Origin of the sequence: Shewanella sp. ALD9, assembly GCF_002836315.1 — a bacterium.
Lineage (GTDB): Bacteria > Pseudomonadota > Gammaproteobacteria > Enterobacterales > Shewanellaceae > Shewanella.
In genome coordinates this window covers 994,908-1,007,289 of the sequence record NZ_PJCD01000003.1, presented here as the reverse complement: position 1 = coordinate 1,007,289, position 12,382 = coordinate 994,908, and the positions used below count along the sequence as shown (strand labels likewise).

The 12,382-nt window shown below is 40.3% G+C and carries 6 protein-coding genes and 5 tRNA genes; 10 read left to right on the top strand and 1 reads right to left on the bottom strand.

What is annotated here, in order from left to right:
• The first annotated feature begins 467 nt into the window (after positions 1–467).
• Complete coding sequence (locus CXF88_RS12005; protein ID WP_101087041.1) at positions 468–2,084, top strand: methyl-accepting chemotaxis protein; 1,617 nt, start codon at positions 468–470, stop codon at positions 2,082–2,084.
• A gap of 103 nt (positions 2,085–2,187) precedes the next feature.
• On the opposite strand, the gene uvrB is transcribed toward CXF88_RS12005, so the two are convergent.
• Positions 2,188–4,209 carry an excinuclease ABC subunit UvrB gene (gene uvrB / locus CXF88_RS12000; RefSeq protein WP_101087040.1) on the bottom strand — a complete coding sequence of 674 codons (2,022 nt, stop codon included), beginning with the start codon at positions 4,207–4,209 and terminating at the stop codon, positions 2,188–2,190.
• A gap of 1,589 nt (positions 4,210–5,798) precedes the next feature.
• On the opposite strand from uvrB, the gene CXF88_RS11995 reads away from it, so the two are divergent.
• The 9 genes from CXF88_RS11995 to rsxC all read left to right on the top strand — a co-directional run bounded on the left by CXF88_RS11995 (position 5,799) and on the right by rsxC (position 12,381).
• Positions 5,799–5,874 (top strand) — tRNA-Asn (locus CXF88_RS11995).
• Between the two features lie 33 nt (positions 5,875–5,907).
• Positions 5,908–5,983 (top strand) — tRNA-Asn (locus CXF88_RS11990).
• Between the two features lie 23 nt (positions 5,984–6,006).
• Positions 6,007–6,082: transfer RNA gene (locus tag CXF88_RS11985), tRNA-Asn, on the top strand.
• A 29-nt stretch (positions 6,083–6,111) separates the two neighbouring features.
• A tRNA-Asn gene (locus tag CXF88_RS11980) sits at positions 6,112–6,187 on the top strand.
• A 32-nt stretch (positions 6,188–6,219) separates the two neighbouring features.
• Positions 6,220–6,295 (top strand) — tRNA-Asn (locus tag CXF88_RS11975).
• A 378-nt stretch (positions 6,296–6,673) separates the two neighbouring features.
• On the top strand, positions 6,674–8,572 hold the full coding sequence (locus CXF88_RS11970; protein WP_101087039.1) for a GGDEF domain-containing protein: 1,899 nt from the start codon (positions 6,674–6,676) through the stop codon (positions 8,570–8,572).
• Between the two features lie 139 nt (positions 8,573–8,711).
• The gene (rsxA, locus tag CXF88_RS11965; protein ID WP_101087227.1) at positions 8,712–9,290 is read left to right on the top strand and encodes an electron transport complex subunit RsxA; all 579 of its coding nucleotides are present in this window, start codon (positions 8,712–8,714) and stop codon (positions 9,288–9,290) included.
• Positions 9,290–9,871, top strand: coding sequence for an electron transport complex subunit RsxB (gene rsxB, locus CXF88_RS11960; RefSeq protein WP_101087038.1), 582 nt, complete (start codon positions 9,290–9,292; stop codon positions 9,869–9,871). Before rsxA ends, rsxB begins: the two co-directional genes overlap by 1 nt.
• Positions 9,865–12,381, top strand: coding sequence for an electron transport complex subunit RsxC (rsxC, locus tag CXF88_RS11955; protein ID WP_101087037.1), 2,517 nt, complete (start codon positions 9,865–9,867; stop codon positions 12,379–12,381). The genes rsxB and rsxC overlap by 7 nt, the downstream gene beginning before the upstream one ends.
• The last annotated feature ends 1 nt before the right edge of the window (position 12,382 follow it).

Sequence of the window (12,382 nt, the reverse complement as noted above, 5' to 3'; positions counted from 1 at the left end):
TTAATTGCATTGACACTATTATAATGATGCGTTGAAAACTCAAACCATTTTGTTTTACTAATTGTTTAAATAACTTTTATCCTGTAGTCGGTATTTAAATGAATAATTTAAGATAACTAGAGAACTCCTTACATCACACTCTCAATGGACATTAATCGTAATGGCTCGCAATTAAATATAGAAACCAAGCATTGTTATTTTAATTACCTTTCCAACTCGATTTAACACCCCAAGTATCTGATTATAATAAGGAATGCATTAATATCTGTTATAAAATTAACCTATGCTTTTTCTGTCTGAAATAAATAGCTGAAAATAATAAGTGTGACCATAACCAAAGATGAGTATTAAATACTTTATATATCTGACATTGGTCCAAATAACAGCTATCAGTTAATGACATAAATTATCCCAATCGTTATTCTTATAACGTCGCTAGCCGTAATGCTTACATCAAGGATATTTCTATGAATATAAAGTTCTCAATTAAGAGAATGCTCCAAATTACCATTATGCTAACGTTAACTGCGTTGACACTATTAGCTTGGGTTATGAGTGTTCAGCAATCACGTATACATGTAAATGTTAAACATGAAGAACAACAAGTTAATGCCATATTTGCCTTAAAAGATACTCGTTATTTTGTCGTGCAAATACAGCAATTTCTAACTGATGTCGGTGCAACAAAAAGTGATGAAGCAAAATCAGAAGCACTCGAAAGTAAGCAAAGCGCCCTAGAACATATTGAAAAATTGATTCAATATGCTCCTGAATTTACCGTTCAGGCACAAAACATTAAACGCCAAGTTAATTCATTACATGATTCAGGCATAAAAATGGCTGATGCCTATTTGACTCAAGGAACTGATGCCGGCAATTTATTAATGAAAAGCGCTGGTGGTTTTGATGATGCGGCTGGCGATTTAGCTGATAACTTAGATCTATTGGCTCAAAAACTCGATCAACAATTTATACTCACCGTTAATGAAACTCTCAGGGCAACCACTACCGCTGCTAGAGTGCAATTATGGGGAAGCATTGGCATAGGATTGTTTATTGTGATCATTATGATAGTGCTATACCAACGTATTTTAACACCACTTAAAAAACTTGATGATTCAATGCGCAATGTGGCCTCTGGCGCCAAAGATTTAACCGCAAGGTTAGATGATAGCAGTGATGATGAAATTGCCAAAGTTGCCGCCAGTTTTAATGCGTTTGTTGGTAATATTGGCGAATTAATTACTGACTTTAATCATAATACCCAACAATTAGGTACAGCAAGCGACCAATTAACTTCGGCTAGTAACGAAACGTTGAGTGGGATGCAGCGACTACAAAGTGAAACTGAACAAGTCGCTACCGCTATGAATCAAATGCAAGCCACCGTCATTGAAGTTGCTAATAATGCAGAGTTAGCCGCTCAAGCAGCTCAAGAATCTGATGCACAAGCACTGCATGGTGACAACATTGTCAAGAAAACGATTACTTCGATTGATCATCTTGCTAAAGGGGTTGAACAAGCCGCTAATGCACTCTATCAATTGCAAAAAGATGCCGATAATATTGGCACTATCTTAGAAGTCATTCGAGGAATTGCAGATCAAACCAACTTACTGGCTCTGAATGCTGCTATTGAGGCTGCGCGTGCAGGAGAGCAAGGACGAGGTTTTGCTGTTGTCGCTGATGAAGTACGCACCCTAGCAAAACGAACTCAAGATTCGACTAACCAAATTCAGCAAATGATTGGCCAATTACAATCAGGCGTAAAAGGAGCCGTGACAGTAATGGCATCGAGTCGAGAGCAAGCCATTAACAGTACGGAGCAAGCGGCGCAAGCTGGTGATGCGCTAACCAAAATTACTCAGTCTGTGGCGACAATAGCCAATATGGCGACTCAAATAGCGACCGCAGCAGAAGAACAAACTGCAGTAAGCGATGAAATTAATCGTAATATTGTCAATATTAGCGATGAAGCTCGTTTGACAGTGACCAATGCCCAGCAATCAAATACTGCCAGTATCCAAGTTGGTCAGTTATCACAACAGTTAAGAGCTCAAATTGGTCAATTTAAAATCAATTAACTGACGCTACAATGTCATCTAGAGAACATTCTCAGCCAGTTTTTCATATTTTCATTGATAAACTGGCTATCTATTTTCACCTAAAATTATATTTTTCAGTGAATTAACTGTTTACAATGATCAGGTCACGTAAATGTTTGACGTCATCACGCACGGCAGCAGCTTGTTCAAACTCTAGGTTCTTAGCGTGTTCATGCATTTGTTTTTCCAATTTATCAATTTGATGACTCAAATCGGCAATACTGGTGTATTTCGCTCGCTCTTCTGCCACTTCAGCAAATTTAGAGTGATTTTTACGAGTACCTTTACTGAAGTTAGTGTCACCTACATCCATTACATCGGTAATACTCTTCACTACTCCACGAGGCACAATACCGAGTTTAAGGTTATGTAGGTGTTGCTTTTCACGGCGACGCTCTGTTTCCCCCATGGCTTTAGCCATTGAGTTTGTTATTCGGTCCGCATATAGAATAACTTTACCGTTAACGTTACGAGCAGCACGGCCGATGGTCTGAATAAGTGATCTCTCTGAACGTAAAAAGCCTTCTTTGTCTGCATCTAAAATGCACACTAATGACACTTCAGGCAGATCTAGCCCTTCACGTAATAAGTTAATGCCAATCAGTACGTCAAAACGTCCCAAGCGTAAATCACGAATAATTTCAACTCGTTCAACGGTATCAATGTCCGAATGTAAATAACGAACTTTAACCCCATGCTCGTCAAGGTATTCACTCAGATCTTCAGACATCCGTTTAGTTAATGTGGTCACCAGCACACGCTCATTAACCGCAACGCGTTTGTGGATCTCAGACAAAAGATCGTCAACTTGAATGCCCACTGGCCGAACTTCCAATACAGGATCGAGTAATCCGGTTGGCCTTACAACCTGCTCAGCAATCTCGCCGGTACTTTTTTCAAGCTCGTATAAACTAGGTGTAGCTGAAACAAAAATGGTTTGCGGCATTAATCGTTCAAACTCTTCAAACATTAACGGCCGATTATCTAGTGCTGATGGTAATCGAAATCCATACTCTACTAAGTTCATTTTCCTGCTTCTATCACCTTTGTACATAGCGCCAATTTGCGGTACCGTCACATGTGACTCATCAATAATCAGTAGACCATCTGCAGGTAAATAATCTAATAATGTTGGTGGACCTTCTCCAGGCGATCTGCCTGATAAATATCGAGAGTAGTTTTCAATCCCGGAGCAATATCCTAGCTCGACCATCATTTCTATGTCGTATTGAACTCGCTCAGTGATCCGCTGAGCTTCAATCAATTTATTGTTATCGAGTAGATATTGACGACGTTCTCTGAGTTCTTCTTTAATATCTTCAGTTGCCGCTAAAATTTTCTCTCTTGGTGTCACATAATGCGTTTTGGGATAAATGGTGGCACGCGCTATTCGTTTGTTAATCTGTCCGGTCAAGGGATCAAACTCACTTAAGCGTTCTATTTCGTCGTCAAATAATTCTATTCGAATGGCTTCGCGTTCAGATTCTGCTGGAAAAATATCTATCACTTCACCGCGAACTCGATATGTCCCGCGTTGTAACTCAATGTCATTGCGTTTGTATTGTAATTCACTGAGCCGAATGAGGATGTCACGTTGGCCCATAAAATCGCCTTGACGCAAATGCAATAACATCTTCATATAAGAATCAGGATCGCCTAAACCATATATGGCTGACACAGAGGCAATAAGCACCACATCTTTACGCTCTAATAACGCTTTAGTGGCCGATAAACGCATTTGCTCGATGTGGGCATTCACCGATGCATCTTTTTCAATAAAGGTATTAGAAGCGGGTACATAAGCTTCTGGTTGATAGTAATCATAATAAGAAACAAAATATTCAACCGCATTATGTGGAAAAAACTCTTTCATTTCGCCATAGAGTTGCGCGGCAAGTGTTTTGTTAGGCGCCATAATAATGGTTGGCCTGCCCATTTGCTTAATCACATTCGCGATAGTATAGGTTTTACCTGACCCTGTTACGCCTAATAACGTTTGGCTAGCAACGCCAGACTCTAAGCCCTCTACTAATTTTTTTATTGCTGTAGGTTGATCGCCGGCGGGTTCGAATTTGGACTCTAGGGAAAATACTGACTCTGACACAACATGGTTTCCTATTCTATTGAACCAATTATCATATACCTAAACACAGGTTAATGGCGATACATAATAGTACTAAATCTCTGGTGTTTTTACTTGAGGCAGTAACTATATTGAAGGAAAAATTGCAGAATATTATTTAATATTGGTGTGTTTCATGCAGATCATTCTCTGTCACTTGGTTCTTCAATATGACAGCATAATGATCGTAATATGAAAGTTATAAACAAATCGATTCGATCAGTATTTTAGGCCACAAATGCGCTAAAAATCGAGCTTAAAGCACAATTTAATACACAATCTACTATTCAAAGAGATTACAATTTTGCAATTGACAGAACAGTGAAAAAATAAAGTTGTTGATTTCTGTATCTGTTTGATTAAAAACAACTTAACTTATCGCTAAATATTTGTACCAATTTAAGTCCGACTCAAGCGCAACAAGGGTTAGCCGCTTATTTACAGTAGAAGTCCACAAGTTTATCCACAGATTCAGTGGATAAGTCACAAAAGCCCAATACTACTGCGGGGTAGCGACCAAGTGAGTTTCATAAAAACGTAAGAAAATTGTGATGAAATTTAATTACATTTGCACATTAATACGAAAGATAGCGACAATAGTTCAGTTGCTGTTTTAAATTTGTAGTCGCCTCATATATTAGCAACGCCTTGAACACCGATCAACATTGCGATCAGTGAGCGCTGACGCTAGTACACATTCAACAAATATCACCTCCCTCGTATCGCTAAACATGGTTGACTCAGCCCAAGCTATGGCTGGTGAATATTAGCCATACTCAAATTGATTATTTTCAGTCACGTCTTAGTATTTAGTGATAACTGCACTATAGGACTCATCAAGGTGTCGACAATATAGTTATAATGCCACTGGTGATAACTGGGTAATCTCAACGGCTAAAAACAACAATGTACAACAATGTATTACTCGGTTTAAAAGCTCGTTTGCGCTATGTATCGATGCTTTGCTGAGTTAAATATCATTAACATACTTTGACTCAAGAAGCTGTCGATAAAAACATAACTTAATCTCATAACTCAATCTCATAAGATCAACCTTAATTTAGGATAATAAAGAATTATCACATCACAAAGTTTGCACTATCAGTTTGCTTAAAGTGACATTGACTTGCAATAAGCCCCCCTTTTCACATGTCAAATCTGCTTAATGAGTGCAACAAATAGTAAGTTTGATATTGCTGACTTGCCATAAATCCGTTTTTACCGATCTATACAATCTCTGTATCCCGAATTGAACTTATATCAACACGGTTTTCAGTTCCGCCATAAAACCACACCGACGAGATAGCCGAAAAAACACAACGATAGACATCAAAAACATGATGTATACAAAAATATTGTCTTTATAATCGTGGAAATGAATGTTGAGAGTAAGTGATTCATTTTGTTTTCATTGTTTAAAAATCGACACAAATGCCCAAAAGTCGTTCACGATGTGTGTTTGGTAACCAATTAGTCACATAAATGCGTTTTTTTTTATAACTCGAGTTGACTCAGTTACCAGAGCGTTTTACTATGCGCTCCGTTCTCAGCAATACATTGCTAAAAACGCTTCCCCAGTAGTTCAGTTGGTAGAACGGCGGACTGTTAATCCGTATGTCACTGGTTCGAGTCCAGTCTGGGGAGCCAATTTAGCGTGCAGAGTTGAGATGTAAGCGTAATTCCCCAATAGTTCAGTTGGTAGAACGGCGGACTGTTAATCCGTATGTCACTGGTTCGAGTCCAGTTTGGGGAGCCATCGTTTACTGTTATCGAAATAATTCCCCAATAGTTCAGTTGGTAGAACGGCGGACTGTTAATCCGTATGTCACTGGTTCAAGTCCAGTTTGGGGAGCCATCGAGATAACACATTTGAAATAATACGCTTCCCCAATAGTTCAGTTGGTAGAACGGCGGACTGTTAATCCGTATGTCACTGGTTCGAGTCCAGTTTGGGGAGCCATTTCAAATTAAGTATGTATAGTAATAATTAATTCCCCAGTAGTTCAGTTGGTAGAACGGCGGACTGTTAATCCGTATGTCACTGGTTCGAGTCCAGTCTGGGGAGCCATTATTAAACGCAACATTAAACGCAACAATATCCACAGAAATCCCGCAACGTTATCATCTGCAAAACACACTCTTGCTCAACCTACCCTATAATTTCAATATTTTAATCAATAGTTTAATTTACCTTAACTATAATCGCTTATTCATCGGTATTAGTTAGTACTAAATCGCTAGTTTTTCTATTATAAATAATACCTTAGATTAGTAATCATTTAATCTCATTTCTGCTATGATGATATTGGTTATTATATAAACTATTTAAAGCATTATTACTTAAAGCATTATATTATTGATTAAATACCACGGTCGAACATCTACAGCACGACATTTGTGCAAGACCGAGCAAATTTAGCCATACACTCATAGGAATTGTTGTTTTATGGGCTTATCGAAATCCTTTCAGCTTGTGCTTTTTATCGTGTTCGGTTTATTAATTTTTCGAATTTACACGGTCGAAAACAACGAAGTACAAGAACAAGGTGAAATAGCACGAGCTAATTACCAGCAATACGTGCAAACCATTGATCAATGGCAGGGTAGCGGAGAAGCGCTATACCAACGTATGTCTACAGCGTTTTCTTTTCAATTTTTCCAATATATCCATAATACTGACAGCAATGAAAATTATACTCATGGCAGTTTACTTCGCCCTTCTGATGATTTTGCCAGCGAGATTTTTAATATTGAATTAGGCCATGTGCATGATTTTCCTGACGGGCGTTTACAAGTTAGATTAGACACCGCGAGTGTGTTGTCCCCTAGTTTTAATGACTTAGAGCAAACTGCGACGTTATTGATTACCGCTTATATTGCTTTGATGTTGTTATTTGCGGTGTTAATGCAATTACATCGTAAAAGAATTAACTATGCCGCCGAATACATTACTCATATTCCAGACTTATCGTTCCTAGCCATTGAGAAATCTCGCTTCCCAGGTGTGCTCCATCCCATCGGCAAAGCATTAGAAACATGTCGTAGCCAATTAAAACTCAGTTTAGATCGCGTACGCAAAGAAAATGAACAATTAACTAAAGCGGCATATCAAGATCCCGTGAGTGGCTTTTCTACTCGACAACGCTTTACACAACATATTGACACTATAAGCAAAACAGATAAACAACAGCATGGTGTCCTCGTTGTTATTAAGGCCGCAGAACTGGCAACGATTAACCAACTACATGGCCGTGCTGCTGGTGATGATTATTTAGCTAAACTGGCTACTTGTATTCGAAAGTCAGTTACAAACCTCGGATTGAGTGAGTGTTTTCGGGTATCTAGCGGTGATTTTGCTGTTTTCATTGAAAGTATTACTCTTAAAGAGGGTGAACGATTTTTAGAGCAACTTAAGCGTCATCTTGATGAATATGCCCAGAGTATCAAGAGTGACTCTATTGCTCATGCGGGTATGGTGCCTTATCAACAAGGAAATGAACCATTAGCATTGATGGCATTAGCCGATACGGCTGTCAGCGTTGCACAAACGCTCGGACCCAATCGCTACTATCAATTGGAAAAATTATCAGCGAATGAACAATTTGGTAATAACCATTGGAAAGTGACCATTGACGACTTAATTAACCGTCGAAGTATTAAATTTTATCAACAACCTATTCAGCCCTGTAATAATGACACCGAAGTTTACCGTGAACTTTTGGCTCGATTTTATAACTCCGAAGGTAAACCTTTACCCACAACCACTGTGATTGCGATGGCTGAGCGTTATGGTATGAGTGTAGAGCTCGATAAAATGATAGTCACTCAAACCATTAAAGTGTTAAGTGAAAACCCCAGTATTTCAGGCCAAATGGGGGTAAACATTAGTGCTTCTTCTGCTCTGCAAGAGAGTTTTACCGTGTGGTTGAAGGATATATTATCTAAACACCGTGGTACTGCGGCTAGATTAGTGTTTGAACTCAATGAGTCTGGAATGCAGGCTAACTTAGAGTCTAGTCATAAATTTGTCACAGAGATCCATAAAGTTGGCGCAAAAGTCGCTGTCGAACGCTTTGGTCTAGGTTTTACCTCATTTAAATTTTTCCGCGAGGTCCGTCCTGACTTTATCAAATTAGACAGCAGTTATAGTGATAATATTGAACAGGATAACAACAATAAATTCTTTATCCGGATGATTGTTGATATCGCCAAACGCATTAGTATTCGAGTCATTGCCACGGGTGTTGAAAAACAAGATGAAAAACTCACCCTTGAAAAACTTTTAGTGGATGGACTACAAGGATATTATATTGCTAAACCTGAAGTATTGTTAACTAAACAGTAAAAACAACGTTAACAAACGGTAAAAATAACGATTTTATGTCAAGGTTAAACATTTTATGTTTAACCTTATTTTTTATCCGTTGTTTATCGGCGCCAAACCTAAGATAATACTAGGATGTATTAGTCAAAAAATTGTAGCAATGACAGAGTATCTTCTCTTGTTGATCGGCACAGTGCTGGTGAATAACTTCGTTCTGGTAAAATTCTTAGGTCTATGCCCTTTTATGGGGGTGTCGAGCAAATTGGCGTCAGCAATTGGCATGTCGATGGCAACCACGTTTGTGTTGACCCTAGCCTCTATTCTGAGTTATCTCACCAATGAATTTTTACTGCAGCCATTTGACCTCAACTACTTACGTACAATGAGCTTTATTTTGGTTATTGCCGTCGTAGTGCAATTTACCGAGATGGTTGTGCAAAAAACCAGTGCATCTTTACATCGTGCTCTGGGCATTTACTTGCCACTTATCACGACTAACTGCGCTGTATTAGGCGTCGCTTTACTTAACGTCAATGAAGACCATAACTTTATTCAATCAGCTATTTATGGTTTTGGTGCTGCAGTTGGCTTCTCATTAGTGTTAATTTTGTTTTCGGCCATGCGCGAGCGATTAGCCGCTGCAGACGTGCCCTTGCCTTTTAAAGGTGGCGCAATTGCCATGATCACCGCCGGTTTAATGTCATTAGCCTTCATGGGGTTTGCGGGGCTAGTTAGCTAATGGTATCGAATATATTAATTGCTGTTGCTGTATTAAGCGTTTTAGCATTAGTGTTTGGCGTCATTTTAGGTTTTGCTTCAAAAAAATTCAAAGTTGAAGGTAATCCTATTATTGATCAAGTTGAAACCCTGCTTCCGCAAACTCAATGCGGTCAGTGTGGTTATCCTGGTTGTCGCCCCTATGCTGAGGCTATCGCTAACGGCGACAAAATCAATAAATGCCCTCCTGGTGGTACTGCTACCATGGAAAAGATTGCCGAGCTTATGGGGGTTGAACCTGAAGCATTAGGCGAAGAAGCACAAGCCAGTATTAAAAAAGTAGCTTATATCCGTGAAGATGAATGTATTGGTTGTACCAAATGTATTCAAGCCTGCCCAGTTGATGCCATTTTAGGTGCTGGTAAATTAATGCATACCGTTATTGCCAAAGATTGTACCGGCTGTGACTTATGTGTTGAGCCTTGCCCTGTCGATTGCATTGATATGATCCCAGTTGAAACCACAATACAAAATTGGGATTGGAAATTACGCGCGATCCCTATCAACGTGATCAATACAGAGCAAGAGGACAAACGGTGCTAACGTTATTAGAGCAATTAGATAAAGGTACTTTGTGGCGCTCTCCTGGCGGGATCCATCCACCTGAACTTAAATCACTTTCCAACCAAAGCACCATATCACCTTTGCCACTGCAATCGCGATTTGTGATACCGGTTCCTCTTGTTGGTCAACAAGCGACCTTGAGTGTCAAGGTCGGAGACCAGGTATTAAAAGGACAACCACTCACTGAAGGTGCTGGTTTTATTTATTTACCCGTCCATGCCCCTACTTCCGGGACCGTTGTCGCGATAGAGCAACACGATAGCAATCATCCCTCTTCATTGCCTGTGCTGAGTTGCATTATCGAAGCCGATGGACATGATACTTGGTGTGAACTTACCTCAAATCAGATTGAACAACTGTCCAAAGCCGATATTTTAGCCAAAATAAGGCAAGCAGGTATTGCAGGAATGGGCGGCGCAGCGTTTCCCAGTCATGTAAAACTCAACCCCGCGAGTGAAATCGATTTAATCATTATTAATGGGGTGGAGTGCGAACCTTACATTAGTGCTGATGATCGATTAATGCGTGAATACAGTGATGAAATATTAACTGGTATTAGTATCATTCAGCATTTGCTTAACGCACAACGTATTATTATCGCTATTGAAGATAATAAACCTGAAGCGGCTCAAGCAATGGAGTCTGCTATTCGTCGCAGCTCATTACCTAACGATATGATCCGTGTCACCGTTATTCCGACAAAGTACCCGTCAGGCGGCGAAAAACAACTTATTCAAATTATTACCGGCAAAGAAGTGCCCAGTGGAGCCATTCCTGCTCAACTTGGTATTGTTATGCATAACGTCGGTACCGCCTATGCCATTCAAGAAGCGGTATTACAGGGTAAACCACTCATTGAACGCGTAGTGACGTTAACCGGTGAATCCATCGGTAAACCTGGAAACTATTGGCTGAGAATTGGCACTACAGTAGCTGATGCCCTCAGCCAAGTCGGTTTTGAACCGCAGAGTTCACAAAAAGTCATTGTCGGCGGTCCGATGATGGGATACGCGTTGAGTGATCTTGATGTGCCAATATCAAAAGGAACCAACTGTTTATTGGCACCAAGCCAAGCAGAAATAGCTCCTGAACCAGATGAGAAAGCCTGTATTCGTTGTGGTGAGTGTGCAGTCGCCTGCCCCGCGTTATTGTTACCGCAACAGCTATTCTGGCACGCCAAAGCGGAGGAATACGACAAAGCGGCAAGTTTTAACTTAAAAGATTGTATTGAATGCGGTTGTTGCAGCTACGTATGCCCAAGTGACATTCCTTTAGTTGAATATTATCGGGTCGCGAAATCAGCGTTGAAGAATACCGCAGAAGAAAAACTACAAGCTGAAAAAGCAAAAATTCGTTTCGAAACACGCTTACAACGACTTGAAGATGAAAAAAATGCTCGAGAAGAAAAGTCAAAACAAGCAGCTGCCAAACGCCAAGCAAATATGAAGTCGGGTGATAAAGATGCGGTAGCCGCTGCTATGGCACGTATCGCCGCTAAAAAAGCCCAGGCTGCAGAAGGCATAACTGCTGATACTGCTGTAACAACATCTGATAATGATGCACCAAAAGCAGCAATAGACAGTACCAGCGCGAAGAAAACAGCAGTTAATGCCGCTATTGAACGTGCGAAAGCTAAAAAAGCCGCCTTTGCAGCTCAGTCTAAAGTAGATAATCAAAGTGATGTAGCTGCGGTCACAACGGATATAACTAACGAGAACATTGACACCGGCAATGATAAAAAAGCACAAATTGCTGCTGCAGTTGCTAGAGCTAAAGCCAAGAAAGCAGCATTAACCAATAAATCTGCCGTGGCAGATGATGTGAGCGGCGATAAGGCTAATAATTGGGCAAACGAAGTTAATCCAGATACAACCATTGCAACAAGCCCTGTCGATGACAAAAAAGCTAAAATTGCTGCGGCCGTAGCCAAAGCGAAAGCCAAGAAAGCAGCATTAACCAATGAATCTGCCGTGGCAGATGATGTGAGCGACGATAAGGCTAATAATTGGGCAAACGAAGTTAATCCAGATACAACCATTGCAGCAAGCCCTGTCGATGACAAAAAAGCTAAAATTGCTGCGGCCGTAGCCAAAGCAAAAGCCAAGAAAGCAGCATTAGCCAATGAATCTGCTGTGGCAGATGATGTGAGCGCCGATCAGCCTCGCGATACCGCAAACGAGGTTAATTCAGCAAGCCAAACAGATACAACCATTGCAACAAACCCTGTCGATGACAAAAAAGCTAAAATTGCTGCCGCGGTTGCCAAAGCAAAAGCCAAGAAAGCGGCATTAGCTGGTGATTCTAGCCCGACAAATGACGTAGACGGCGATCAGCCTCGCGATACGGTAAACGAAGTGAACCCAGCAATCGAAATTGATATAACCATTGCAGCAATCCCTGTCGATGACAAAAAAGCTAAAATTGCTGCCGCGGTTGCCAAAGCGAAAGCCAAGAAACTCGCTAATAGTGCTAAGCAAGAGGAACTATAAC